The organism is Kordiimonas lipolytica, assembly GCF_001550065.1.
The window spans coordinates 1-26,900 of sequence record NZ_LRUB01000027.1; the positions used below are offsets into that span (position 1 = coordinate 1).

23 protein-coding genes and 1 tRNA gene are annotated in these 26,900 nt (G+C 56.1%); 13 read left to right on the top strand and 11 right to left on the bottom strand.

Annotated features, from left to right (window positions below):
• Positions 1-75 precede the first annotated feature (75 nt).
• Positions 76-1,430 (bottom strand): IS3 family transposase gene (locus KORM41_RS13060; RefSeq protein WP_156431865.1). Its coding sequence is split into 2 segments (ribosomal slippage): positions 76-1,083 and positions 1,086-1,430, totalling 1,353 coding nucleotides; the frame shifts between segments, so codons are not numbered across the junction.
• Positions 1,431-1,775: 345 nt separating this feature from the next.
• On the bottom strand, positions 1,776-2,951 hold the full coding sequence (locus KORM41_RS13070) for a BaiN/RdsA family NAD(P)/FAD-dependent oxidoreductase (protein ID WP_068148734.1): 1,176 nt from the start codon (positions 2,949-2,951) through the stop codon (positions 1,776-1,778).
• A 245-nt stretch (positions 2,952-3,196) separates the two neighbouring features.
• On the opposite strand from KORM41_RS13070, the gene KORM41_RS13075 reads away from it, so the two are divergent.
• Positions 3,197-5,509 (top strand): methyl-accepting chemotaxis protein, encoded by a 2,313-nt coding sequence (locus KORM41_RS13075; RefSeq protein ID WP_068148738.1) that lies wholly within the window; start codon positions 3,197-3,199, stop codon positions 5,507-5,509.
• Between the two features lie 371 nt (positions 5,510-5,880).
• On the opposite strand, the gene KORM41_RS13080 is transcribed toward KORM41_RS13075, so the two are convergent.
• Positions 5,881-6,276, bottom strand: a complete 396-nt coding sequence (locus KORM41_RS13080) for an energy transducer TonB family protein (protein ID WP_068148741.1) — start codon at positions 6,274-6,276, stop codon at positions 5,881-5,883.
• A 297-nt stretch (positions 6,277-6,573) separates the two neighbouring features.
• Here KORM41_RS13080 and KORM41_RS13085 point away from each other — a divergent pair.
• Positions 6,574-6,663: transfer RNA gene (locus KORM41_RS13085), tRNA-Ser, on the top strand.
• 163 nt (positions 6,664-6,826) lie between these two features.
• Here KORM41_RS13085 and KORM41_RS13090 read toward each other — a convergent pair.
• The 3 genes from KORM41_RS13090 to KORM41_RS13100 all read right to left on the bottom strand — a co-directional run bounded on the left by KORM41_RS13090 (position 6,827) and on the right by KORM41_RS13100 (position 11,046).
• Positions 6,827-9,097 (bottom strand): GumC family protein, encoded by a 2,271-nt coding sequence (locus KORM41_RS13090; protein WP_068148744.1) that lies wholly within the window; start codon positions 9,095-9,097, stop codon positions 6,827-6,829.
• A gap of 27 nt (positions 9,098-9,124) precedes the next feature.
• Positions 9,125-9,676, bottom strand: a complete 552-nt coding sequence (locus tag KORM41_RS13095) for a polysaccharide biosynthesis/export family protein (RefSeq protein ID WP_231727268.1) — start codon at positions 9,674-9,676, stop codon at positions 9,125-9,127.
• A 77-nt stretch (positions 9,677-9,753) separates the two neighbouring features.
• On the bottom strand, positions 9,754-11,046 hold the full coding sequence (locus KORM41_RS13100; RefSeq protein WP_068148750.1) for an outer membrane beta-barrel protein: 1,293 nt from the start codon (positions 11,044-11,046) through the stop codon (positions 9,754-9,756).
• A gap of 313 nt (positions 11,047-11,359) precedes the next feature.
• Between KORM41_RS13100 and KORM41_RS13105 the strand changes: the two genes are divergently transcribed.
• The 6 genes from KORM41_RS13105 (at position 11,360) to KORM41_RS13130 (ending at position 16,670) form a co-directional block, all read left to right on the top strand.
• The gene (locus tag KORM41_RS13105) at positions 11,360-12,115 is read left to right on the top strand and encodes an SDR family NAD(P)-dependent oxidoreductase (protein WP_068148753.1); all 756 of its coding nucleotides are present in this window, start codon (positions 11,360-11,362) and stop codon (positions 12,113-12,115) included.
• Positions 12,116-12,583 carry a MarR family winged helix-turn-helix transcriptional regulator gene (locus KORM41_RS13110; RefSeq protein ID WP_068148756.1) on the top strand — a complete coding sequence of 156 codons (468 nt, stop codon included), beginning with the start codon at positions 12,116-12,118 and terminating at the stop codon, positions 12,581-12,583.
• 11 nt (positions 12,584-12,594) lie between these two features.
• The gene (locus tag KORM41_RS13115; RefSeq protein WP_068148759.1) at positions 12,595-13,404 is read left to right on the top strand and encodes an enoyl-CoA hydratase family protein; all 810 of its coding nucleotides are present in this window, start codon (positions 12,595-12,597) and stop codon (positions 13,402-13,404) included.
• Complete coding sequence (locus KORM41_RS13120; protein ID WP_068148761.1) at positions 13,404-14,588, top strand: acyl-CoA dehydrogenase family protein; 1,185 nt, start codon at positions 13,404-13,406, stop codon at positions 14,586-14,588. The genes KORM41_RS13115 and KORM41_RS13120 overlap by 1 nt, the downstream gene beginning before the upstream one ends.
• Before the next feature lie 37 nt (positions 14,589-14,625).
• Positions 14,626-16,221: an AMP-binding protein gene (locus KORM41_RS13125; RefSeq protein ID WP_068149135.1), complete on the top strand. Its 1,596-nt coding sequence runs from the start codon at positions 14,626-14,628 to the stop codon at positions 16,219-16,221.
• A gap of 137 nt (positions 16,222-16,358) precedes the next feature.
• Positions 16,359-16,670, top strand: a complete 312-nt coding sequence (locus KORM41_RS13130) for a GIY-YIG nuclease family protein (RefSeq protein ID WP_068148764.1) — start codon at positions 16,359-16,361, stop codon at positions 16,668-16,670.
• A 242-nt stretch (positions 16,671-16,912) separates the two neighbouring features.
• Here KORM41_RS13130 and KORM41_RS13135 read toward each other — a convergent pair whose 3' ends face one another.
• The 3 genes from KORM41_RS13135 to KORM41_RS13145 all read right to left on the bottom strand — a co-directional run bounded on the left by KORM41_RS13135 (position 16,913) and on the right by KORM41_RS13145 (position 19,572).
• On the bottom strand, positions 16,913-17,671 hold the full coding sequence (locus KORM41_RS13135; RefSeq protein WP_068148766.1) for a hypothetical protein: 759 nt from the start codon (positions 17,669-17,671) through the stop codon (positions 16,913-16,915).
• Positions 17,672-17,970: 299 nt separating this feature from the next.
• Entirely contained in the window at positions 17,971-18,669 is a 699-nt protein-coding gene (locus KORM41_RS13140) for a hypothetical protein (protein ID WP_068148769.1), read from the bottom strand.
• A gap of 297 nt (positions 18,670-18,966) precedes the next feature.
• A complete protein-coding gene (locus KORM41_RS13145; RefSeq protein ID WP_068148772.1) occupies positions 18,967-19,572 on the bottom strand; it encodes a hypothetical protein in 606 nt (201 codons plus the stop codon).
• A gap of 310 nt (positions 19,573-19,882) precedes the next feature.
• Here KORM41_RS13145 and KORM41_RS13150 point away from each other — a divergent pair, with 310 nt between their 5' ends.
• From KORM41_RS13150 to KORM41_RS13165, 4 genes are all read left to right on the top strand, one after another.
• On the top strand, positions 19,883-20,311 hold the full coding sequence (locus KORM41_RS13150) for an acyl-CoA thioesterase (protein WP_068148775.1): 429 nt from the start codon (positions 19,883-19,885) through the stop codon (positions 20,309-20,311).
• Positions 20,308-20,709 (top strand): RidA family protein, encoded by a 402-nt coding sequence (locus KORM41_RS13155; protein ID WP_068148779.1) that lies wholly within the window; start codon positions 20,308-20,310, stop codon positions 20,707-20,709. Before KORM41_RS13150 ends, KORM41_RS13155 begins: the two co-directional genes overlap by 4 nt.
• 3 nt (positions 20,710-20,712) lie before the next feature.
• Complete coding sequence (locus KORM41_RS13160; RefSeq protein ID WP_068148782.1) at positions 20,713-23,052, top strand: oxidoreductase; 2,340 nt, start codon at positions 20,713-20,715, stop codon at positions 23,050-23,052.
• Positions 23,053-23,135: 83 nt separating this feature from the next.
• A complete protein-coding gene (locus KORM41_RS13165; RefSeq protein ID WP_068148786.1) occupies positions 23,136-24,149 on the top strand; it encodes an NAD-dependent epimerase in 1,014 nt (337 codons plus the stop codon).
• Here KORM41_RS13165 and KORM41_RS13170 read toward each other — a convergent pair.
• Both KORM41_RS13170 and KORM41_RS13175 read right to left on the bottom strand, forming a co-directional pair.
• Entirely contained in the window at positions 24,137-25,228 is a 1,092-nt protein-coding gene (locus KORM41_RS13170) for a glycosyltransferase family 4 protein (RefSeq protein ID WP_068148788.1), read from the bottom strand. The two genes, KORM41_RS13165 and KORM41_RS13170, sit on opposite strands and share 13 nt — an antisense overlap.
• Positions 25,229-25,234: 6 nt before the next feature.
• Positions 25,235-26,215 (bottom strand): UDP-2,3-diacylglucosamine diphosphatase, encoded by a 981-nt coding sequence (locus KORM41_RS13175; RefSeq protein WP_082719935.1) that lies wholly within the window; start codon positions 26,213-26,215, stop codon positions 25,235-25,237.
• 202 nt (positions 26,216-26,417) lie between these two features.
• On the opposite strand from KORM41_RS13175, the gene KORM41_RS13180 reads away from it, so the two are divergent.
• On the top strand, positions 26,418-26,855 hold the full coding sequence (locus KORM41_RS13180) for a hypothetical protein (RefSeq protein WP_156431982.1): 438 nt from the start codon (positions 26,418-26,420) through the stop codon (positions 26,853-26,855).
• Positions 26,856-26,900: the final 45 nt, after the last annotated feature.

Genomic DNA, 26,900 nt, shown 5'->3' on the forward strand with positions numbered 1-26,900 from the left:
TGTCCGTCGTCAGATAAATTGTTACCAGTAGGCGCTTAAAATAAGAGAGGTTTTGATCTCATATCTTGTTTTAAGTTAAGCAGCCTTTGCGTGATGTCGCAAGGCTCGTTGTCTTAAGGTTTGTTGTTTGATTTTTCTCCTTCTGTCCAGAATGGTTGGGCCCCGCCCGAAGTAGACATCTGCAGGCGTCAGATTGTTCAGGCTTTCATGATATCGCTCGTGATTATAGTAGTGGATAAACTGGCCGATCTCATGTTCCAGATGACCGGGTAGATAATAGTTATCCAGGAGAATGCGGTTCTTCAGTGTTTGGTGCCAGCGTTCAATCTTGCCCTGTGTTTGCGGGTGATATGGCCTGCCGCGAACATGCCCCATGCCCTTGGCCTTCAGGAAGTCCGCCAGTTCCTCTGCCACATAGGACGAACCATTATCTGATAACAGGCGGGGCATGGCAGCTTTGTCATGACAGCCAGAAGCATTCAGCGCCTGATCAATTGTGTCTGTCACATCCTTGGCTTTCATGGTGCTGCAAAGCTTCCAACTGATCACATAACGGCTGTAATCATCCAGGATCGTGGATAGATAATACCAGCCCCAGCCTTTGATCTTGAAGTAGGTAAAGTCGGTCTGCCATTGCTCGTTAATGCGCGCCGGCTTGTCTTTGAACTCGTCCGCAGCCTTGATCACCACATAGGCCGGGCTGGTGATCATGTTTGCGGCTTTCAGCATGCGGTAAACGCTGGCTTCCGACACAAAGTAGCCCTTGCTGTCCGTGAACTTTACGGCCAGTTCCCTCGGGCTCAGTTCTGGCTCGTCCAGTGCCATATCATGCACCTGTTTACGGATATGATCCGGGATGCGGTTCCAGGCTTCGCCAGGGTGCGGCTGCCGGTCATTGAGACCATCAAAGCCACTGGCCAGATACCGGTCATACCAGCGGTAGAAAGTCGTGCGTGGAATGCCTATCCTGTCCAGTGTCTGACGTGCCGACAGATGTGACTGTTCGACAGTGCGGATGATCTCAAGCTTCTCAGATGCAGAGTATCTCATTCTTCGTACCCCCCATCCCCGACCACGCTTTTTTTAAGTAGCCGTATCTCCAGGGTTTGCTCCGCCACCACTTCCTTCAGGTCCCTGGCTTCCCGCCTTAGGTCGTTTACCTCGTCACTGGTGGCTGCACGCACTGTATCGCCTGCCAGGCGCTGCTTGCCGGCCTCCAAAAATTCCTTCGACCATTTGTAATACATGCTCTGCGCGATGCCTTCCCGGCGACACAGTTCGGCAACCGATGTCTCGCGGCTCAGCCCCTCAAGGACAATCCGGATCTTCTCCTCGGCCGAATAAATCTTCCGCGTCGCGCGGCGGATGTTCTTAACTGTTTGATCTGCGGCTGACTTGCCACTTTTTGAACTAGAGGATTTAGCTTTCATTCTTCGTTCCTTACGTCACTTCAAATGAAATCAAAATCCTCTCTTATGCAATTGCCTTCTTTGGCCCCATAAGCCCTGACGGGGAACAGTGACTTGAGTTGTCGGTAGCGCCCCATGATACCTGCCTCCTCCGCTTGGAAGAGTATCAGAAGCGACATTAATTTTCATTCTTTATTCTAAATATATGAATTTATTTTCAAACTATATTAATAATTTTCAAACTTTATTGTTCTTAAACAAAAGGGTTATACTTTTTACGCCAATCCAGAGACCAAAGCCTGTCCGTATTCGAACACAGTTTGTGTTCGTTTTCGGACAGTTTGACAGCGGTGAACCGCGCTATTCTCAAAGATACTGGGCCGCCGCCCAGCCGCTGGACCAGGCCCACTGGAAATTATAGCCGCCCAGCCAACCGGTCACATCCACGCATTCGCCTATGAAATAGAGCCCCGGTTGCTTTTTGGCTTCCATGGTTTTGGAGCTGAGCTCGCTGGTGCTGATGCCGCCACGTGTGACCTCGGCTTTCTTGAAGCCTTCAGTGCCGCTGGGCACCACGTGCCATCGACTGCAGCGGTCACTGATGGCCTGCAACTGTTTGTTCGACAGGCTGCCAAGCGGGCCTGGCCAGTCTAAAGCGATGGCCTCAGCGAGCCGCGACGGTAACTTCTCCGCCAAAAGCGTCTTGAGCGCCGTCTTCGGCCGACTGTCCCGCGCTGCACGCAGCCAGTCAAAGCTATCTCCAAGGTCGGGCAGCAGGTTGATGGTGACAGCCTCACCCGGATGCCAATAGCTGGAAATCTGCAGGATGGCAGGGCCTGACAGGCCCCTGTGAGTAAAAAGAAGGGCTTCGCGAAAGCTCGTCCGCCCGCACGACACGACAGCGTCTGCGGCCACACCTGCGAGCGGCTTCATGAAATCGAGGTCTGCATCCGAAAAGGTGAAAGGCACAAGCGCCGCTTCTGGGGCCTCTACTTCCAGCCCGAACTGCTTGGCAATATCATAGGCGAAACCTGTTGCGCCCATTTTGGGGATGGACAGCCCGCCTGTCGCGACCACAAGGCTTGGAGCCTCAAACTCTCCCGCTGTTGTGGCCACGCGGTACGTTCCGGCATCCAATGAAACTTTCTCAACTTTTGTTCCGGTGAGTATCTTTGCGCCGTTCTGGTGGCATTCATCTGTCAGCACCTTCAGGATACGGCCCGCGCCCTGGTCGCAAAAAAGCTGTCCCAGCGTCTTTTCATGCCAGGTCACACCATGAGTGGCGATCATGCTGATAAAATCCCATTGGGTATACCGGCTGAGCGCCGATTTGGCGAAATGTGGATTGTGACTGATGTAGGCGTTCGGACCCGCATCCTCATTGGTAAAATTACAGCGCCCGCCACCTGAAATCAGAATTTTTGCGCCAAGCGCCTTGTTGTGTTCCAGCAACACAACCCTGCGTTCACGGGACGCAGCCTCACGCGCGCACATCAGGCCCGCGGCACCACCACCAATGATTATGGCATCGAATCCGGTCATTCACGTCCGCCTTTGGGCATAAGAAGCGCTTAAATCCTTAAAATCTCCGCCTTTTTATCGAACGCAGCTATTGATAACAAGAATATTGGCGTTACTATCCGCATACGGGGGAAGGGTGAATTCATTTTTCATCCAAAACAGGCAAAGCCTTTAAGGTTCATTAACTGTGATATGCAATGAATCGGATTGGTTTAGCTTAAATTTTCATAGTCGGGTTCTCTGATTTGTAGAGGGGCAGTTTAAAAATGGCCGCGCAAGATTCCAGCAACGTGCTTCAAAGCCTTACCCAAGGCAAAGTTTTCAGCATTCGCAACCTTCTGTTGTTTGTGACCGCTATATTGATGGCGATGATCATCTGGCTGACGGTTGGGCGGATTTTTGATGCCTCGGACAACAGCGCTCGCGCAAAAAACGCGATGGAAGTGAACCAGTTGATCGACAGCATATCGACACTGAAGCTTGCCCTTGCGGATGAACGCAGCCTTGCAAATACGGCCTATGGCTTCAGAACCGAAGCCGATGACTTCTTCCCGACTCAGATTGCTGAACAACGTAAAGATATCGACAGTGCGTTCAGCGAAATCCAGACACGCCTGCCGGATGTTCCTGAATTTGACAACCCATCAGGCAACGAGACGATCTTCGCCTCCGTCAACCAGCGTTTTGGTGCGGCGAAGACGGCCTTTTTCAAAGCGCATGAAAGCTACATGGCAATGCGTCCTCAGCTGGATGCGGATTTGGACAGGATTTCCTCTGACCGAGAACTTCGGGGGCGCGATGTCACCAATGCCATCAACGATGTTATTGAGACGGCAGCCGATCTGCGCGCGATCCTTGAAAATAACTATGACTTTGGCGACGACCGGATTTCGAAAGTTATTCAGCTGAAGCATAATCTCTGGTCGATGATCGAGTATGCCACCCGCGAATCCGCAGCCCTTGGCGGCAGCATCGTCTCCGGCTCCCAAATCCGCGCAGCCATGCAAACACTGAATGCCCAATATGTGGGCCAGGGCAAGGAAGCATGGGAGCAGGTTCAAGGCATCGTTAACAGCCTTGCCGTCGCCGAAGAAGGCACCAAGGAAGCTGAAATCGAAGCGATGCTGAAAAAGATCGAGGATGTCTTCTTTGCAGAGTTTGAGGAAACACGTTTCGCTATCTATGACGCATCAGACGCAGCAGAAATGGACCTTGAAGGCAACGTAATCGCTGATTACGGTATTTCACCAAGCGATTGGATCAACCTGGCCCAAGACGCCATTGGCCCTGTAAGCGCCATGAGCCAATATGCCAGTGATCTGTCCCGGAGCCTGAATGAAGACGCAGTTTCCACCGCCACAGGTAACATGACGCTTTCCTGGATCGTACTTGCCATCGTTGCCGGTATCGGCGCACTGGCCTTCTGGGTTGTGATGTTCCGCGTAGTTCGCCCTGTAAACGCCCTTTCCGACACCATGATGGTGCTGGCCCAAGGCAAGCTTGAAGTTGAAGTGCCGAGCGCAGATGCGCAGGACGAAGTTGGCGACATGGCCCGCTCGGTACAGATCTTTAAGGAAAACGCCATTGAGCGTCAGCGCCTTGAAATTGAACAGCGGGAACGCGAAGAGCAAGAGCGTGCCCGGGCTGAAGAAGAAGAGCGCCGCAAGCGCGAGGAAGAAGAAGCCAATCGCAAACGCGAGCAGGAACGCGAAGAAAATGCCCGTAAGGAACGCCGCCAGGCCATGCTTGACCTGGCGGACAAGTTCGAAGCGTCTGTTATGGCCGTGGTGCAAGGTGTGTCCAACTCGGCAACTGAGATGGAAAATGCAGCACGCGGCATGGCTGAAACCGCTGATGATACTTCTAAGAAATCTGAAGTCGTATCCAACGCCGCCCAACAGGCAAGCTCCAACGCCCAGATGGTGGCCAGTGCGGCAGAAGAACTGTCAGCGTCGGTTCGTGAAATCACCGGCCAGACCAACCAGTCATCCGCTGCAGCGCGCGATGCGGTGTCTCGCACGGAAAACGCTGGCAAGGATGTCGCCGAGCTGGTGGATGCCGCACAGAAGATTGGCGACGTTGTGAAGCTGATTAACGACATCGCCGAACAGACCAACCTTCTGGCACTCAACGCGACGATCGAGGCGGCCCGTGCCGGCGATGCAGGCAAAGGCTTCGCGGTTGTGGCAAGCGAAGTGAAATCGCTTGCCAACCAGACCGCCAAAGCAACCCAGGAGATCAGCGAGCAAGTGGAAGGCATGCAACAGGCCACCAACCTTGCCGTGCGGGCAATGGACGAGATCAAAGGCATCATTGGCGAGATCGAGACCACATCCGTTTCCATCGCCAGCGCTGTGGAACAGCAAGACGCCTCCACGCAGGAAATCGCCCGCAACGTGGGCGAGGTGTCTACCGGTACCGAAGAAGTGACCTCAAACATTCATGCCGTGAATCAGGGCGCTACATCCACAGGCAGCGCCGCAACAGAGGTGCTTTCAGCGGCCCAGTTGCTGACGCAGCAGTCCGACGAGCTGCGCGGCCAGGTGGAATCTTTCCTGGCAACCATTCGCGCCGAATAAGAATTGGCTGCGGTCGGCACGTCGGCCGCGCCCAAGTGATCCTATTCAAAGAGCTCCTTCGGGAGCTCTTTTCTTTTTGGCTGCAGCCTGCCCCTCGTCATAGGCAGTCGGACAAGACTTTTTAGCATAGGCGGGGCCCAGCTGGCTCCCTCAGGCTCAAGACAGTGTTATATGGCCCACAAGCGCAGATAGTGGCCCTCGAAAGACCCATACAACATAGGGAACAAAGACGTGCGGCAACCGGGCTGAGAAAGGCATAGTGTGTAACATATATAGTGAGGAACACATGAGCCTCTACCCATGAGCCGATTTTCAATAGCCAACAAAAAAGGGGCCCAAAGGCCCCTTGTCTGCTCGATATACTCAAGCGCTTATTGCAAACGCCATGCAATCGGAATGGTGAATGTCAGGTTTCCATCCGGCAGGCTGTCTGGCGGCGCGGGCAGAGGGTCCATCTTTTCCATCATCTTTGGAATCACGTTATCAAGCTGGCTCTCGCCAGTTGGCTCCAGCACCTCAAAACCTGTGATCTTACCGCTGCGGTCAATCGTCACGCTGACCTTCGCGCGACCTTCAATTTCCCGTGCGATGGCAGAACGTGGATAGATGTGGGACTTCACGATCTTCTTGACAATCTCCCGTTGCCAGTCCTGAAGCTCATCCGCATATGCAGGCGTTGCCATTGCCATAAAGGCCCCCGCACACAAAAGCGCAAGAATCATCTTCACATGCTTTTCCACGCCCCCAACAAGCACCCCAAATACCATCCCGATCCTCCTTCAACTCTGTTGCTTTCTCCTACCATAAGCGAAAGCAGGTAAAAACAAAGATAAGATTTATGGTTAATAACGCGTTAAGGTTAAGACTTCAATCTTAGCGTTTCTGCGAGTTGGATCGCGCGGCACATAAAGAGTCTCAGCATAAGAATTCCTGGAACCGATTAGTTGCGTGTAGAGGTGAAATAAAGCTACGGATTTCCCCTTGCCTTTATGTTTCATATGGCTATAGTGCGCCCGCACACCCCATCTTATGGGGTGCTTTCTCTTCCAGCCTGCCTGGAAAACGGAGTCGTGGCCGAGCGGTTTAAGGCGCACGCCTGGAAAGCGTGTTGGGTGGCAACGCCCTCGAGGGTTCGAATCCCTCCGACTCCGCCATTATCTTTAATACCATATAGAAGATGTTACCGAAGCAGAACAACTGTCTCGAAGCTCGCTAGCGCCCTGCGCCAACCGCTCTCAGCCATCTGGCAACTCTGGCCGCGAGGCATAGGCACAAAAAAGGGCGCCAACAGCGCCCCTCTTAGTCCCTCAAGGACGATCAGTTGGTATAATAGGCGCTCTTGCCACCATAGTAATAGCCTTGGTCACCATAGCCATACCCGCGATGGCGTTTGATATTGACCTGGGTCAGCACTGCACCAGCAAGAGGAATCTGTGTTTGTGCCAGCTGTTTTACGGCAGTTTTTACAATACCCTTCGGCGTGTTTTCCCACTGGATCACAAACATCACGCTCTCGGCATGGCGAGCAATGATCATGGCATCCGCAACAGCCATGATTGGAGGGGTGTCCAGCAGTACCAGGTCATAGCGCTTACGTGCCTCTGACAGGAAGTGGCGGAACTCTGCGGACGTAAAGCGCTCCTGTGGGTCATCAACGCGCTCCGCCCAAAGAAGGTGAATCCCCGTTACATCGTCCTTGAAAATATCCTTGCCCGATTCCTGCGCCGTACCGGTCAGAATGTCGTTCACGCTCAAGTGTTTGTCCTTGGAAACACCCATCCGCTCACGGAATACAGGTCGGCGCAAATCGCCTTCTACCACAAGCACCTTCAGACCGGTTCGGCCCAAAATCTGCGCGAGACAGAGTGTCGCTGTCGTCTTGCCCTCTCCAGGTACAGACGATGTCACCGCCAGCACTTTTGGCGTGCTACCATCCTGCCCGCTGAACATCAGGGAGGCATGCACATTCCGGTGAGCTTCAGCAAACGAGGAATTCGGCTTCTGGGCGATATATTCTTCTGGCTTCATGTCCTTTAGAGCAGATTTATCCACCAGCGGAATCATGCCTAGAGCCCTGAGCTGAAGGTCCTGACGGAGCTGATCAAAGCTGCGATAACCGTTATCAAGGGCCTCAAGAAGGAAGGCCAGACCTACCCCTAGCGCTAGCCCCACAAAAGCGACAAGTGCCAGAATCATCTTCTTCTTGGGGAAAGACGGGTCGATAGGCGTGTCTGCCTTTGCGATGATACGGGCATCAGCCTGCTGCATGCCGTCCTGACTAGACGTTTCCTTGAAGCGTGTCAGGAATGTTTGGAGCAGAAGACGGTTGGCTTCCGCTTCGCGATCCAACTCACGCATCTGTACCTGCGCCCGACTAACCTGAAAGCTCTCCGCCTTCAGATTGTCCAGGTTCTGCTGCAGTGTCTGCACGCGGATGGCCGCCACTTCGGCTTCACCCCGTATGCCCGCCACGATCTTATCTATTTCATAGGAAATTTTTGAGCTGATGTCGGCGAGCTCAGCTTCAACATTCAACATCCTGGGGTGCTTTGGACCGTAGCGGGTGGCAAGTTCCGCCCGCTCCCGCTGAACTTCCGACTCCTGCTCCTTTAGTCGCTGGATAAGCGGGGACTGCAGTACTTCAATCAGGCCAGATTCCTCAATCTTACCATCGGCAACATTTTGCTCGATCTGGCGCTGGCGCGCCTCAATGCGGGCCAATTCGGTCTTTGCTGTTACCAATTGCGTATTGATTTGTGCCAACTGTTGTTCGTTCACCAAACCAGCAGACTGAGTCTGAACCAACTGGTGGCGCTCACGAAAACGCTGGGCTTCCTGTTCAGATTGGCGAACCTTGTCGCGCAGTTGTGCAACCCGTTCATTCAGCCATTCGTTGGCACGCTGAGTTGCTTCAAACTTCACTTCCAACTGATCAGTGAGGTAGAGGTCAGACAAGCGGTTAACGATCTGTGCTGCTTTTTTGGCGTTCCCGGATTCAAACGAAATATTGAGGGTGTAGGAACGAGGCGGGTTGGAAACAGAAAGACGCGCTGAAACAACATCAATGACTTTGGCCCTTGTCGCTTCCGCGATTTCCTCTTCCGTCCGGCTGTCAGGTTTACTTCCCAAAATGGCAGCCTTCCAGCTGTCCGACATATAGCTGAGCGGGTTGAGGTACGACAGCAGTGAACGGTCCGTCTTCAGGTCACTGTTGAACTCAGGATCGTTGGTCAGCCGCAAACTATCCACCAGTTTGCCGACAAGCCGTCTGGACTTCAGAACATCAATCTCTGTCTTGATTGCCGCCTGATCAGTGCCCAGCCCGGACATCACTGCCTCAAGATCAACGACACTGTTCTGTCGGCTTTCAATCGCCAACATGGCATTTGCAGTATAGCGTGGCGTCAACTGGAACACGACAATCGTAGCCAGCACAACCAGGAAAACGGCAGTGTTCAAAATCACCCATTTTCGGCGCCATAAGACCAGAGCCAACGCGCGGATATCGATCTCCTCGTCCTGCTGGCCATGTGGCGCACTTCCCGGCGCGTTAACTTCGTGCTGCTTCACATACTGATTGTCATACATTGTCTGTAACCTGCTGGAACGGCTAACTTAGAAGAAGCGTTCGGGAACTGTGATAATATCCCCCGGCAAAACCAGGGTTGCGTCAGTTACTTCGATGTCTTGTTCAATGCCATCGACTTTGCGTGTGATTGTAATCTTCTTTTTGGCTGCGCGGTAGGTGAAGCCTGAAGCAAGAGCCACGGCATTCAAAATTGTCATACCATTCACAAACGGATAGCTTCCCGGCTTTTTCACTTCGCCAAGAATGTAGAGCGGTCGATAATTCATGACCTCTACGCTGACCCGCGGGTTGATCAGATAACCGTCTGCAAGCTTTTCAGCAATCAGCTGCTCCGCTTTATCGAGGTCCATGCCGCCCACTTTGGTGGCGCCAATAAGCGGCATTGATATAACGCCAGTGCCGTCGAGCTCGAACTCGCCAGACAAATCTTCTTCGCCATAAACGGTGACCCGAATCTGATCACCTGAGCCCAACTGATACCGGACAGTAACATCCAGGCCATCAGCACGCGAAGCGTCCTGGGCTGACGCAGAAAAAGCGAGCCCCACGAGGCTCGCTATAAGAAACATTATTTTCATGACATTACGCATACATAAAAGCCTGATCTGCTACCTACAAAACAAGATGTAATACTAGCAAATCAGCTTAGCAAGCGCTACCACTGTGCCTTCACATTTACCATGAGGGCATGACGGGAATAGTCCTGACCCTGCACGTTCGTGTCACGGTAGCTATAGTCATAGCCGACATTCACGTTCACATTCGGGTTCAACAGATACTTCGCGCCGACACCAAAGTTGATCAGGTCGTCCTCACGAGTGGTAAGTGCGAAGCTCTGCTTGGTGAAGCTTCCTTGTGCATTCAGCAGTACATTCCGGCGAAGTTCGTGTTCAACACGACCGAAGACCAGGGTGGAAATAATACCAGATGCCGGAATGGCAACGCCGTTTTCGTTCTCACCAAAGACTGACGTCTCATCAATGGAACGCTTGATCGAACCGGTAAAGGAAGTCAGTCCGCTCACATTCCAGAGGAGTTCAGCACCAAACTTGAAGCCATCAATCTCACCCATGGTTTCAGAGTCAAACGTGCGCTTCATGTAACCGCCGTAGACCTCGCCACGGGCTTTACCCGTCAGATCGAAGGCCGCCCCACCAACGATTTCCATACCGTCGGAATTACGCTGTGGACCGCCGTCTTCTTTGGAATTGTCGTACTCCACCCGGTCAATGCTACCCCGAATGAAGGCTTCACGGCCATCAGCGAGCTCGTAACCCACACGACCTTCTACGGTTACCCGATCACGGTCACGGTCGTCGTTGTTGAGCGTGCCGCCGCCCTGCAGGGCCACATCGTCAAAATTCTGCTTCACGTAGCGGCCATCAAGGGCAACGGAGAGAATAGAAACATCACGCTTGAAACCGAGCGACGCCCGGAATGTGGATGTCTGTGCAGGCGCCACCTGATTGCCAACCGCATCGGCAGAACCACGGTCTTCATGGCCATCTTGGTACATGATGTCAGCGTGGATGTCCGTACCATGGGAAATATCTTTCCGGCCAGACGCGCCGATGTTGAAGTCTTCCCAGTCTTCACTGCTGTTGTCCGTATAGCGGGCAATATTCGCATCAGCAAACACCTGCAGGAAGTCTGTATTCCAGTCAGATACCAGCGCAAAGGAAGGCTTGATGAGCGCGATGAAATCATCGGTCACGCCACTTTCCTGCGCATAAATGTTCGAATCGTACTTACCTTCGGCTGCAATTGTTGGATAGAAAAGGAAGCTGCCGGAACGAATTCCTGGGGCATCATAATCCGGGCGATACCGCTCGTATACGGACGTCACTTCATCAGCCTCGGCGGCCTCATCCTGTGCAAAAGCAGCCGGTGCCAGCGCCGTTGATGCAAGCAGGCCGGTGGCTACATAAAAGGAAATCTGTTTTTTCATCTAACTTACCCCAGTTGGTAGATCGCCAGCACATCTATGGCCGACTAAAAAATCCACTTAATACGCGGTTTAATATACACATCTAACCTTTTGGTATGGCGAGACAAAGTGTAAAATAGGCCAATCTTAAAATTAATAGATCGACATGTTGCCAATTAGCAACATTCCCACCCAGAAACACTCACGCAAACATGGCTGATTCTAACCTGAAGTAGAAATATGTCGATCAGGCTACACAGAGAAGCAAACTTGATGCTTATTTAATTTAGTGCTAAAATAAATCAGTTCGAAAAACGAGGCGGGGGAGCCTGACGTGACGAGACGAATAGCCTTGATAACCGGCGGCGGCAGCGGCATCGGCCTTGCCATCGCCCATGCGTTTTCCCAGGCTGGCATCACCCCAGTACTGGCAGGACGCAGCAAAGCACGGCTGGAGGACGCTGCAGCCCGAATGGAGGGCACAGCCTTTGTCCCCATGGATGTCACGGATGAAGACAGTGTCGAAAAAGCCTTCAAGCAGCTGAAAACCGCCGGCTATGAGCCTAACATCCTGGTGAACAACGCAGGCTCTGCCGCAACCGCCCCTTTGGAAAAAACTGACACTGGCACCTGGCAGGCCATGCTGGACGTTAACTTAACCGGCGCCTTTCTATGCACTCGCTCCGCCTTGCCCATGATGAAAGAGCAAGGGTTTGGACGAATCATTACCGTCGCAAGCACCGCGGGGCTAAAGGGCTATGCCTACACCGCAGCTTATACTGCCGCAAAACACGGCGTTATCGGCATGACCCGGTCCCTTGCGCTTGAGCTTGCCGGCACGGGCGTCACCGCCAATACAGTATGTCCCGGTTTCACGGATACCGAGATCGTACAAGCCTCTGTCAGGAATATCGTCGAGAAAACCGGCCGCAGCGAAGAAGAAGCCCTGAAGGCACTGACCAAGCATAATCCGGAAAACCGACTGGTGACCCCCGAAGAAGTCGCCGATGCCGTCCTCTGGCTGGTAAGTGACGGCGCGAGTGCCATCAACGGCCAAGCCATTGCCGTTGCCTGCGGGGAGATTATGTAAATGACCAATCGCCCCGCCATTTCACCCAAGGAGCAGGACGCCCTGCGCACCTGGCTGAAGCTTTTGGGCACCAGCAACCTGGTGCGTAAAACTTTGCAGTCTCGCCTGCATGCGGGCTACGGCGTCTCGCTGTCGCGCTTTGATGTGCTCGCTAACCTTTACCGTGCGCCTGAAGGCGGTATTCGCCTCTCCGAACTTTCCAAACAGTTGATGGTCTCGAACGGAAATGTCACCCAGGTGATGACGCCGCTTGTAAAAGAAGGGCTGGTTGAGCGAAATCCCTGCGCGCAGGATGCTCGCGCGGCCACTGCACGGCTAACCGACAAGGGCAAAGCGCTTTTCGAAGACATGGCCACCGACCACGCCAAATGGGTAGGCGAGATTTTTGCCAATCTTTCATCTGACGAACACAAGCAGATCGCAAATCTACTGGACAAGCTGGACCAAACCAAGCTGAGCCAGGACTGAGAGGATCCGACATGAACCCCAATACTTTCAAACCCAAGCATTTCCTTTGGCAATTCGAGAATGGCGTCGGCACCGTAACGCTGAACCGGCCTGAGCGTATGAACCCACTGACGTTCGAAAGCTACGCTGAAATGCGGGACATGTTTCGCGAACTGGTTTATGTGCCGGAAGTGAAAGCTATTATCGTCACTGGCGCCGAAGGCAATTTCTCCTCTGGTGGTGATGTGCATGAAATCATCGGCCCGCTTGTGGAAATGGACATGCCGGGGCTCCTCAAATTCACCCGTATGACTGGCGATCTTGTGAAAGCCATGCGCGGTTGTCCGCAGCCAATCATCGCGGCGGTGGACGGCATCTGCGTTGGGGCTGGTGCCATCATGTCGATGGCGTCTGACCTTCGCATCGCCACCAAGGAAGCAAAAACAGCCTTCCTGTTTAACCGGGTAGGCCTTGCGGGGTGCGACATGGGGGCTTGTGCGATCCTGCCGCGCATCATCGGCCAGGGCCGGGCGTCGGAACTTCTGTTCACCGGCCGCACCATGAGCGCCGAAGAAGGCGAGCGTTGGGGCTTTTTCAACAAACTGAGCACCCGGGCGGACCTGATGAAGGACGCGCAGGACATGGCAAACAGACTTGCGGGCGGCCCAACCTTTGCGAACGGCATGACAAAGAACCAGCTGAACATGGAATGGGACATGAGCCTGGACACCGCGATTGAAGCCGAAGCCCAGGCGCAGGCCATCTGCATGCAAACCAAAGACTTCGAGCGCGCCTACCACGCGTTCGTGGCCAAACAGAAACCGGTATTCGAGGGCGACTGATGACAGATTCGACATCTGATCGCACATTCCTTTCCTGGCCGTTTTTTGACGACCATCACCGTACGCTTGCAGATAGGCTTGATGCCTGGGCCGCGGCCACCCTCCCCGACATTGTCGATGCACCAGGCGCGCACGAAGACGTAGACACCACCTGCCGCGCTCTGGTGAAAGCGCTTGGGGACGGGGGCTGGCTTCGCTATGCGGTGCCAAAGGCTTACGGCGGCATGTTCGACACGCTTGATGTGCGATCCCTGTGCATCATTCGCGAGACGCTGGCCCGCCATTCTGGCCTTGCGGACTTCGCCTTTGCCATGCAGGGCTTGGGTTCTGGCGCCATCACGCTGGCGGGCTCTGACGCCATCAAATCGGCGTACCTTCCAGCCGTGGCGGCGGGTGAAAAAATTGCGGCCTTCGCGCTGACGGAACCGGAAGCGGGCTCGGATGTGGCGTCTATCGCCAGCACGCTTAAGGATGCGGGCGGTGAGCTCAGCCTGTCGGGCGAGAAAACATACATCTCGAACGGCGGTATCGCCGACTTTTACTGTGTATTCGCACGAACGGGCGAGGCACCGGGTGCGCGTGGCCTGTCTGCAGTGGTGATAGACGCCGACACGCCTGGCCTTGAAATCGCTGAGCGAATCGAGGTGATCGCACCGCACCCGTTGGCGAAGCTTTTCTTCCAAGGCTGTCATGTGCCGAAGGAAAACCTGTTGGGCGCACGCGGTGCGGGCTTCAAGCTGGCGATGGCGACACTGGATATTTTCCGCTCTACCGTCGGCGCCGCCGCGCTTGGCTTTGCAAGACGTGCCCTTGAGGAAGCGCTCAAGCGCACCCGCGAGCGCGAGCTTTTCGGTGCCCCGCTTGCTGACCTGCCTATCACACAAGAACGCTTGGCCGAGATGGCGCTAGATATCGACGCAAGCGCGCTCCTTATATATAGAGCCGCCTGGACCAAAGATAGCGGCGCGCCCCGTGTAACGCGCGAAGCGGCCATGGCCAAGTTGTACGCCACGGACCAGGCGCAGCTTGTGATCGACAAGGCGGTGCAGATGTTCGGCGGCATGGGCGTGACAAAAGGCGTGAAAGTAGAAGAGCTTTACCGGGAAATAAGGGCGCTCAGGATCTATGAAGGCGCATCCGAAGTTCAGAAACTGGTGATCGCCCGGCAACTGCTGTCACAGTAAAAAATTCACACTATTGGGACTGGGGAGGCCCAAAATGATGTTTGATAGTGCCCATAGTGACCATTTTACCCGGGACAACCTGCCCAAAGAGGCAGACTGGCCGGAGCTGGCGTTTGACCTGCCGGATCTCAAGTACCCCGAACGGCTGAACGCGGCCGAGGCGCTTCTGGCAGGCGGCGCGCCTGATGCCCCGGCTGTGCTGTGGTCGGGTGGTGCCTGGACATACGCCGACCTGCGATTGACCGCCAGCCGCATCGCCAATGCGCTGACACACGACCTTGGCCTGGTACCCGGAAACCGGGTGCTCTTGCGCGGGCGCAACACACCGATGATGATCGCCGCCTGGTACGGCGTGCTCCTGGCGGGTGGTGTCGCGGTTTCCACCATGCCGCTCCTGCGCGCGCCCGAGCTTGTCACCATCTGCGACATGGCGCGCATCACCTTAGCGCTCAGCGAAAACGGCCTGATGGACGAGATGAAGGCCGCACAGAAAAGCACCCAAACGCCCCTGCGCACTGTTGGCTTCGGCGAGGAAAGCGCGGAGCTTGAGGCCCTGATGGCCCACGCCAGCGACCAGTTCACCGCAGTGGACACCGCGCAGGATGATGTGGCGCTTCTGGCCTTCACCTCCGGCACCACCGGCAAGCCCAAGGCCTGCATGCATTTCCACCGGGATGTGCTGGCCATGGCGGACGCCTATGCCCGGCATATCCTGTCGCCCACATCGGACGATGTTTTCTGCGGCTCGCCGCCGATCGCCTTCACCTTCGGGCTGGGCGGGCTGGTGGTATTCCCGGCGCGCTTCGGCGCGGCTGTGGCCCTGCCGGATGCGCCCACGCCAACAGCCATGCTGGACTGCGTCGAGAGGCACAAGGTGACCATGATGTTCACCGCCCCCACGGCATACCGCGCCATGCTTGGCGAACTTGAGAAGTTCGACATCTCCAGCCTGCGAGCGTGCGTTTCCGCCGGGGAAAGCCTGCCAAAGGCCACGTGGGATGACTGGTTCAAGGCCACAGGCCTCAAGCTGATGGACGGCATTGGCGCCACGGAAATGATCCATATTTTCATCTCCGCCCGCGAGGAAGACATCCGGCCCGGATGCACCGGCAAGGTGGTGCCCGGCTATCAGGCCTGCGTTCTGGACGAGAGCGGCAATATCCTGGCCCCACCCGCAGAAGGGCGGCTGGCTGTGAAGGGGCCGACCGGCTGCCGCTATATGGCGGATGACCGGCAGAAGACCTATGTACAGAACGGCTGGAACGTCACGGGCGACACTTATGCCCAAAGTGAGGACGGCTATTTCACCTTCATCGCGCGGTCTGACGATATGATCATCTCATCCGGCTACAATATCGGCGGGCCGGAAGTTGAGGCGGCGCTGCTGCTGCACGAAGCGGTGGCGGAATGCGCGGTGATCGGCGTGCCGGACGCGGACAGGGGCCAGATCGTGAAGGCCTTCGTCGTGCTGGCGGAAGGCACGCAAGCGTCAGGCGAGCTGGTGAAGGAACTTCAGGCGCATGTGAAAAACACCATCGCGCCTTATAAATACCCACGCGCTGTCGAGTTCATCGATGAGCTTCCCAAAACACAGACCGGCAAGGTCCAGCGGTTCAAGTTGCGCCAGGGATAGTTGGCTCCAGATACCGGCCTGCGCCGGTAGGACGAAAAACTGACCCGTCGTCCCGGCGAAGGCCGGGACCTTTGTTATCATAGCGCACGAGTAAAACCTTTTTGACCCCGTCTCCCGCCTGATAGGCCTGGCACACAATGCGCAGTTGGGGGAATGCTGCGCTGACCTACTATGTTTATATCCTGACCAACAGGCCGCACGGCACACTATATATCGGCGTTACCAACAATAATGCACGGCGGATAACAGAACACCGCGACGGTAAGGGATCACGCTTTGCCCACAAATATAACCTGCGTCGGCTGGTGTATGTTGAACCGTACGATACGGTGGAGGAGGCAATTGCCCGCGAAAAGGCCATGAAAGAATGGCAACGGGCCTGGAAGGTCAGGTTGATCGAAGAGCATAATCCCGAGTGGGACGACCTTTATGGGCGACTTAACTGGTGAGGCTCTTTCTGATAGAGATACCGGCCTGCGCCGGTATGACGCGAGGGGCCGGAATGACGATTGATGTTCAGTTGTCATCCCGGACAAGCGAAGCGTGATCCGGGATCTTTGTCAGAATAGAGTCCTTACCTGAAACAGATACCGGTTTTCACCGACATAGGAATACCGGCTTGCGCCGGTATAAACGAAAAAGGCCGGGGAAAACCCGGCCTTCCTGAGAATTCTGAAATGTCACGCCCGCCCTAGGTTGGGCTGCCCGCCTGCTGTGGGTTTGGCTCGATAATGATCGGCACAACAGTGTTGCGCGGGATGCGGGGGCGTGGTGGGGCACTAACCCGGTTCCGCGTGGTGTGGCGTACGGTCGGCGTTGTCGTCGTGGTGCCGCCAAACTGTTGGTTGTTCCCTGGCCTATTGCTATCTAATGCTTTCTTCCCGCCAGCTGGCGCATTTGTATAGACTGTATTCCGGAAACTCCTGTTGCTGGACGAATTGACGGCTCTCACGATTGAATTCATGGCCGCAAGCGTTGCCGGGTTGCCGGACATAACTTCTGTACCATTCTGAGTAGACCTCACAGTGGCCCCAGAATCGTCCCACATCCTTGACACTGCAGCACCCGCTGCTAAAGCCACTGCATTGGTAACCGTGCTGTCCGCCGCAGTCACTGCCGGATCGCCTGCGATCATAATCGCTGCATTCACCAAGGCTGCGGCATTGTTCGGGTCAGTACCTGCGAGTTGGGCACCCATATTGGCAACGGCTTTGGCAACCTTGGCAACCATTGCGCCTTTGCCCTGGGCAATCTTGATTTGGATCAGCTGCTGGATGCCCGCGGTATTACCAGCCTGGGCGAGCGCAACCAGTTGCGCCTGCAGGGTTCGTTCTTCGGCTAATGCCGTCGTGTCGGACTGCGCTTCAGCCTTGTTCATCACGCTTGTCGGCGCAACAATTGGCGCCCCCATCACCAGCCCTACGGCTACTACCATCATTGCAAAACGCATGATCCCACTCCAATAAATTCCTAGTCGTAACCGACTTATTCAGAAACTCTATCTCACTATTCTTAAACAAATACAAATATCAGAGTCAATTTTAGTGAAACAGTCCAATGGCTTGATAGCTATTCGGGGGGGGAGTTGGCGAGCGACAGCTTACCCCAGAAATGTATTGCAGGTCGAGCTGGGTAAAGGCCTATGGATGCCGTTCCCTCGCGCAGCAAGGCCCGCTCGCCCGGCATGACAAGAATGCAAAAAGGCCGGGGAAAACCCGGCCTTCTGGAATTCTGAATGTGTCGCCCGCCTTAGGTTGGGCTGCCCGCCTGCTGTGGGTTCGGCTCAACAATGACCGGTACGATCGGAGTCGTCGGAATGCGAGGCCGTGGCGGAATGACAGTCCGCGTCCGCGTGGTGCGGCGCACGACAGGCGTGGTGGTCGTGGAACCAGTCTGCTGCTGACCGCCTTGCTGCTGCTGGCCACCACCTGTATCACCGCCGGTGCCACCGCCGGTTTGCGGAATGTTACGACCCGCGCTGCCGCCCGCGTTCACGAAACCAAGGGCAACATCCGTGGAGCGCCCAATGGCAACCTTCGTGGTAATATCAGCCGAAAGGCGCGCGTCGCCACGGTTGATGGCTGTTGTCGCAATGGTGCTTGCCGCACCGCCAACAATGTTCGCCACATTGGTGTCATTAACACCTTGCGCAACGTCAACTGCCTTCTTCACCAGTTCACCGGCGCCGGCAAGGTCAGTTGCAGCAAGAGCCACCGACGCATTCGCAAGCGCTGTTGCCAGGTTCGCTGAATTACCAGCCGCCTGTTCGCGCGAGACGATCTGCTGGAGCAGCGTAGGATTACCAGCAGCTGCAATAAGCTCAGCCTGCAGCGTCGAAGTTGGGTCCGTTGTAGTGGCCTGCGCTTCCGCCTTGTTCATCACACTTGACGGCGCAATGGGCGCCCCCATCACCAGCGCAAGGGCCAGAAATATCATCGCAAAACGCATGATCCCACTCCAATAAATTCTTTGTCGCAATCGACGTGATCGGAAACACTATCTCACAATTCTTAAACAAATACAAATGTCAGAGTCAATTTTAGTGAAACAGTCCAATGGCTTGATAGCTATTCGGAGGGAGCTGGCGAGCGACAGCTTGCCCCAGAAATGTATTGCAGGTCGAGCCGGGTAAAGGCCTATGGATGCCGTTCCCTCGCGCGCCAAGGCCCGCTCGCCCGGCATGACAAGAATGCAAAAAGGCCGGGACATGCCCGGCCTTCTGGAATTCTGAATGTATCGCCCGCCTTAGGTTGGGCTGCCCGCCTGCTGTGGGTTCGGCTCTGGCACGATCGGCACAACTGGCGTGGTCGGAATGCGGGGGCGTGGTGGAACAACTGTCCGGCGTGTCACCGTGCGGCGCACGACAGGGGTCTGCGTATTGCCCGTCTGCTGGTTATTGCTGCCAAATGTCGACCGTGTCGTTGGCCCGTTGACATAGCCGATCTGGAAGTCTGCTGACGAGCTCATGGCAACCGTCACCTGAATGTTAGATGCCGTAGATGGATCCGTGCTTTGAAGGTTGGTAACAACCTGCATCAAACCGGCGCCAGTTGCTTGTATGATCGCCGTTGACAACCCAGGCGTACTGCTCACTTTGGCTGAAACGCGCTTGGCTGCGGCGGCAGGGTTGGACGAATTCTGCACAATGGTTGCGATCTGCTGCGTAACTTGATCTGCGGTCAGGGCGGTGTTTGCCAGCACCGCATCAATGGCCGCGTCAACGCTGGCTTGCTCAGCCGCAGGCAGCGTAGCAGTCGACTGCGCTTCCGCCTTGTTCATAAATGCAGTCGGCGCAACAACCGGTGCACCAAGCACCAGACCGAAAGCCGCGATAACAATTGCCAGACGCATAATCCGCTCCTTTAGGCAAGATCGTTCAGCAAAAACTGAATCGAATTAAATAATTAGGAGAATTGTTACATCCTTTTGAGGCCCGGGTCAAACGAGGAAAAACGAAAAACCCCCAATAGGTGTAATATGTTGCCTATATGTAACGACCTTGTCCCAAGGCGAGACAAATAGCCGCCCCCGATCACGTATTTAGACATGCCTGGAGCCGACTCACCCACCGCCCCGAAAGTGCCCTTGTCGGGAATTTAATTTAGTGCTAAAATAAATTTATCAAATGGCCCAGTTGGTAACTTTTTGTCGGGGACTTTTCATGGCGACCTTCAGCCGCACGCGGAAAATACGCTTCGCCCACACGGATGCGGCAGGCATTGCCTTTTACCCGCGCTATTTCGGCATGATGAATGACTTTATCGAAGACTGGTTCGGTGACGGGCTGGGCTTTGATTTCAAGCACCTGCACATCGATGAGAAGCGCGCTGTGCCCACCGTGCATATAGAGGCCGATTTCATCGGCGCGGGGCGCATGCATGACGAGCTGACGTTCGCGCTGACCGTCACAAAGATTGGCCGCAGCAGCGTGCACCTGCGCATCCGGGCAACATCAGGCGGGGAAGACCGCTTCCGCATGACATTTGTGATCGCCCATATGGCCATGGAAACAGGCAAAAGCCTGCCGTGGCCTGATGACATGCGCGCCGCCATGGAAAAATGGCTAGCACCAGAGGGAGAGAATTCATGAAGGCACTGTTGCCCGAGGGCTGGCCGCGCCCAAGCGGCTATTCAAACGGCGTGATGGCGGAAGGCCGCATGGTGTTTGTGGCGGGCCAGGTGGGCTGGACACCCGACATGAAATGGGAAGCCGAAGACTTCCTGGGCCAATACCGGCAAGTGCTGGAGAACACGCTGGCGGTGCTAGCGGAAGCCGGCGCGGGGCCGGAGCATATCGCGCGCATGACATGGTATGTCACCAGCCGCGATGAATATCTGGCGAACCTGCGCGGCATGGGCCAGGTGTGGCGCGAATGCATGGGCAAGAACTATCCCGCCATGGCGTGCGTAGAGGTTTCCGGCCTGATGGAAGAAAAAGCCAAGATCGAAATTGAGACCACGGCGGTGCTGCCGGCAAGTGAGGGATAAGCCATGAAAATCACAGTAATCGGCGGCGGCCCGGGTGGGCTTTATTTCGCGCTTCTGACCAAAAAGGCGCGGCCGGATTTCGACATTGAAATTTTTGAGCAGAACAAGGCGAACGACACCTTCGGCTTCGGCGTGGTGTTCTCCGACGAAACGCTGGACGAGTTTTTTGCCGCAGACCCGGAAAGCTATGACCTGATCCGCGACCAGTTCGCCTACTGGCAGGACATCGTGGTGGAAAAAGGCGGTGAGCGCACCATCATCGGCGGCAACGGCTTCGCCGGTTGTTCGCGCTTCACGCTTTTGGAAATCCTGCAGAAACGCTGCACCCAGGTGGGCGTGAAGCTGAACTTTGAGACGGCAGTCGATATCGACAATCTCGAAACGCAATTCGCAGACAGCGACATGATCATCGCCGCAGACGGCATCGGCAGCCGCATCCGCGAAAAATACGCCGACGGGTTCGAACGCTCGATTGAGAACCGCCGCAACCACTTTACCTGGATGGGCAGCACAAAGCCTTTGGACGCCTTCACCTTCTTCTTCAAGGAAACGCCCGAGGGGCATTTCTGCGCCCACACCTACCAGTATGAAGAAGGCCGCTCCACCTGGGTGATCGAATGCACGCCGGAAGCATTCGAGAACTGCGGCTTCGAGGGCATGAGCGAAGAAGAGAGCGCCCGGTACCTTGAAGGTGTGTTTGGGGATGAGCTCGCGGGCCACGGCCTGATCATCAACCGCTCCATCTGGCGGCAGTTCCCGCGCGTGCGCTGCGGCAAGTGGAATGTGGGCAAGATCGCCATCCTGGGCGACGCCAAGGCCAGCGCGCATTGGTCTATTGGCTCAGGCACCAAGCTGGCGATGGAATGCGCCATCGGGCTCAGTGAAGCCGTGCTGGAGAACGCGGGCGATGTGCCTGCGGTGATGGCGGCTTACGAGGACAAGCGCCGCACGCCGGTGGAGATTATCCAGCATGCAGCGGATGTGAGCCTCAGGTGGTTTGAAAATATGCCGCGCCACTGGAAACTCAGGCGCTATGAATTCGCCTTCTCGCTGATGAGCCGGTCAAAAAGCATTACGTGGGACAATGTGGGCCTGCGGGACCCTGAGTTCCTGGCGCGCGTTGAAGACGAATATTACGCCAGCCTGCCTGAAGGCGCGCAGCCAAACGCGGGCAAGCGCCCAACGCCCATGTTCACGCCCTTCACCCTTCGCGGGATGACGCTTTCGAACCGGGTGGTGGTGGCGCCGATGGCGCAATATTCCGCGGCGGACGGCATGCCCACCGACTGGCACATGATGCATTATGGCGCGCGCGGCGTGGGCGGCGCTGGCCTTGTGTTCACGGAAATGACCTGCCCCGCGCCCGACGCCCGCATCACAGACCATTGTCCCGGCATCTGGAATGACGCCCAGGAAGCGGCCTGGAAGGACATCGTGGATTTCATCCATGAAAATTCGGGCGCCAAGGTATGTATGCAGATCGGCCATGCGGGCCGGAAAGGCTCCACAAAGCACCCCAAACACGGCTCCGACCTGCCGAAAGACAATGACAACTGGCCGCTTGTGAGCGCCTCTGCCATTCCGTTCAAGGAAGGCGTGAGCGCAGTGCCTGAAGCGCTGGACCGGGTGGGCATGGACCGGGTCAAGGCCGAGTTTGTTGAGGCGACCGAACGTGCCGCGCGCGCGGGCTTCGACATGGTTGAGCTTCACGGTGCCCACGGCTATCTGATCGCAAGCTTCCTGTCGCCGCTGACGAACACGCGTACGGACGAATACGGCGGCTCGGCTGAAAATCGCGCTCGCTATCCGGTCGAGGTATTTGAAGCCATGCGTGCCGCCTGGCCTTCGGACCGCCCCATGTCCGTGCGCCTTTCCGCGTGGGACTGGGCTGAGGGCGGCATCAGCTGGGATGACCTGCGCGTAATCTCGCAGGCATTCAAGGACGCAGGCGTGGACCTGATCAACGCCTCAACCGGCCAGACGGTGCCTGGGCAGAAACCGGTGTATGGCCGCATGTATCAGGTGCCCTTCTCCGAATTTATCCGGCATGAAGTAGGTATCCCCACCATGACGGTTGGCGCCATCACCCTGCCGGAACAGATCAATATGATTTTGGGCGCAGGCCGCGCGGACCTTGTGGCACTTGCGCGCCCGCACCTGAATGACCCGGCCTTCACGCGCATGGCGGCTGCGCATTACGGTGTGACCGACCCGCATTGGCCGATCCAATATTCAACTGGTGTCGGGCAGATGCTGCGCGAAGCGGAAAAAGAGAATGACAAGGCGCTGGAGACAGCGCTGAAGCTGCGGCCAGCGCGGCGACACTATGTGAGGGCCAAGTAAAGGCTTGTAAGGCCTGTCAAATTCCATACACAATAGGATGCTAACGATAGCGCCTTATTGTTGCCTGAAGGATTGATGTCGCCATGAAAGTTCTCGTCACCGGTGCCGCCGGGTTCATCGGAAGCCATGTTTCAAAAGCTCTTTTGGCGCGGGGCGATGAGGTCGTTGGGCTTGATAACCTCAATGATTATTATGATGTGGCGCTCAAGGAAGCGCGGCTGGCGCGGGTGACCGAAGCGGGCGGCGACGCCTTCCGCTTCGTCAGGATGAATTTGGAAGACCGCGAGGGTATGGCTGCGCTGTTTGAGGCGGAAAAGTTCGACGGCGTGATCAACCTGGCGGCCCAGGCCGGCGTGCGCCATTCGCTTGATGCGCCGTTCGACTATATCGACAGCAACATCACCGGCTTCCTGACGGTTCTTGAGGGCTGCCGCCACAACGCGGTGAAGCATCTGGTCTATGCGTCGACAAGCTCGGTTTACGGCGCCAACACCAACATGCCCTTTTCCGTGAAGAACCCGGCGGATCACCAGGTTGCGCTTTATGGCGCAACCAAGCGCGCCAACGAGCTGATGGCCCACAGCTATAGCCACCTGTTTGGCATTCCAACCACGGGGCTCAGGTTCTTCACGGTTTATGGCCCATGGGGCCGCCCGGACATGGCGCTGTTCCTCTTCACCAAGGCCATCCTTGAAGGCAAGCCGATCGATGTCTTCAATGGCGGCCACCACAAGCGGGATTTCACCTATATCGACGATATTGTACGCGGCGTTGTGGGCACGCTGGATACTCCTGCCGCACCCGACCCCGATTGGAACAGCGCGAACCCATCGCCCCAGTCGTCGAACGTACCGTGGCGCATCCATAATATCGGCGGCGGCCAGCCGGTTGAGCTGATGCGCTATATTGAGGTGATCGAGGAATGCCTGGGCAAAAAGGCCGAAAAGAACTTCCTGCCAATGCAGCCGGGCGATGTGCCGGAGACCAGTGCGTCGGTCGAAACCCTCGTTGCCGCGACAGGCTACAAGCCGGACACGCCGGTTGAAGAAGGCGTAAAGAATTTCGTCGACTGGTACCGCAACTTTTATGGGGTGTAGGTTTCGGCCTGCACTTCAGGCGCTTCAGCACCCTCATCCTGCCACTGTAGCGCGGCCTCAAACTGGCGCGCGACTTCATCCCAGTCATATTTTTTAGCAAATTCCGCGCAGGCCTTGCGGTCACGCGTGAGTGCCGTGTTGATCGCTGCTGTCAGGTCCTCAGAGAGGGCCGCAATGGGTTCATGCCAGTCTGTGAACGGGCCGGTGCCGTCTGGCCCCAGCACATCCAGCGGGCCCTGCACCGGATAAGCCGCGACCGGTGTACCGCAGGCGAGCGCTTCAATCATCACCAGGCCGAACGTGTCCGTCTTGCTGGGGAACACGAACACATCGGCTGACGCATAGGCCTTCGCGAGTGCCTCGCCAAACAGGGGGCCGAGGAATTTCACATCCGGGTAAGCCGCCTGCAGTTTTGCCATGGCCGGACCGTCCCCCACTACCACCTTGGTGCCGGGCGTGTCGGCCTCCAGGAAAGCCTCAATGTTTTTCTCCACCGCCACGCGGCCGACATACAGCTGGACAGGGCCTTCGAAACCCCACTCGGCATCGCCGACATCCGCATGGAACTGGGCCGTATCAACCCCGCGCGTCCAGTCCACGATATTGGTGAAGCCTTTGGCCCGAAGCAGGTCACGCACTGTGGCAGTCGCGACCAGAACCCCACTGCCTGCAGCGTGGAAGCGCCGGAAAATAGGATACAGAAGATCTGCGCTCAAGGGTGTGCGCGCCTCTACATATTCGGGGAAAGCTGTGTGGTAGGCCGTGGTGAAAGGCACGCCGTTGTGCACGCACCAGCGCCGCGCCGCCCAGCCGAGCGGCCCCTCGGTGGCGATATGCACTGCATCGGCGTCGATGCGCGACATCAGCTTGGGGAGTTTCCAGCGTGCGTCAAGCGCAAGCGGGATTTCAGGATAGGTCGGGCACGGCATGGTACGAAACCACTTGGGCGTCACCATATAAACCCTGTACCCCCGTGCTTTCAGCTTTGACCGGAGTGTTTCAAGCGTGCGCACTACGCCATTGACCTGGGGCGCCCAGGCGTCAGAGACAATGCAAATCTTGCGCCCGAACTCAGCCACGACCCGCTATTCCGCCGCCACTGGAACCGGGGCACCGGGCTTGCGGCGGCCCTTGCGGCCTGTGCTCGGCTTGTCTGATTTTTCATGACGGGCCCGAACTTCATCGGCCCAATGCAAAATCTCAAACGCGCCGTCCATACGCTCCACAAGCGCTGTGCAGCTTTCAACCCAGTCGCCGTCGTTCATATATTCGGTTTTGCCGAAGAAACGCCGTTCCGCATGGTGGATATGGCCGCAGATCACGCCGTCCACGCCCATGCGCTCGGCCTCAAGCGCCACGGCCTCTTCATACTTGCCGATATATTCAACCGCGTTCTTGACCTTGTGTTTCAGGTAGGACGAAAGCGACCAGTAGGGATAGCCCATCTTGTGGCGCGCCCAATTGACCATGGTATTCAGGCGAAGCAGCATCACATAGGCATGGTCGCCCAGATGCGCGAGCCACTTGGCGTATTTCACGACGCCATCGAATTTGTCGCCGTGCAGCACCCAGTAGCGTTTGCCCGAAAGCGCTTCGTAAATGGTTTCTTCCGCGATCTGCACACCCGCCATGTTATAGCCTTCAAAGCCGCGCAGGCCCTCGTCATGGTTGCCGGGAATATAGATTACTTCCGTACCGTGCTTGGCCATTTTCAGTACCCGGCGGATCACGTCATTGTGGGTCGTGTCCCAGTACCAGCGGGACTTGAGCTGCCAGCCGTCGATGATGTCACCCACAAGGAAAAGCTTGTCGCAGGTCATGGACTTGAGGAAATCCAACAATAGGTCAGCCCGCGCGGCGCGCGTGCCCAGATGCGTGTCGGATACGAAGACCGCGCGATAATGCGGTTTCTTGGATCTTGGGGATTGAACGCCCCCGGCGAAGGGATCGGGTTGGGAGGAAGGGACATCGCCGGAGGGTTCAACGTGCTTGGGGTTCGGCTCCGAAAGCTTTTCGAGAGCTCCGGACACCAGAGGAAAAAGAAGTGTCTGTTCAGTCTTTTTCATGGGCGCTTTATGCGGGGGCTGCATGACAATCATGTTGCAGCCATGTGACCGTTTCTTTGTAATTTCAGCCCTGAGGATTTTTCAGACTCTGAACAGACTCAGCGAGTCGCCGCGTTTAGACTTTTGGTTTAGCCATGGCGTTAAACGCATGACACCGCATGCAGGCAGTGCCATAAGCAACAAGACTTCAATGATGGGGGATATGATGAAGCCACTTTTCGCAAAACTATGCCTGATGATCTGCCTGCTCGCGCCCGCAGCCTTTGCCGAAGGCGACGCCAGCCCGGACCAAGCCAAGGCGCTGGCGCTTGAATACAACAAGCGCATGAACAAGATGCTGAGCGCCGGCTCAACGGTTGCGGATGTGGATAACCTGTTCGCGCTCTATGCCAAGGATTTCGTCTATAACCACCCGGGCCAGGGTGATGTGTATGACACCCAGTATCTTTACAATAATTCGGTGAAATATGTGAAAGCAGGCCACTTTGACGGCAGCTATCAGCAGAAGATCACCAATATGATCGTTGGCAAGAACGGCGTGATGCTTGAGTGGACCGTGCCAGGCGGCGACGGCAGCAAGCGGGTGACGCTCATTGAAACGCGCGGCGACAAGATCATCCACATCAAGGAATTCTGGTAAGCGGTCTGCCGCTTTCTCTAATTCGTCACTCGCCGACTTGATCGG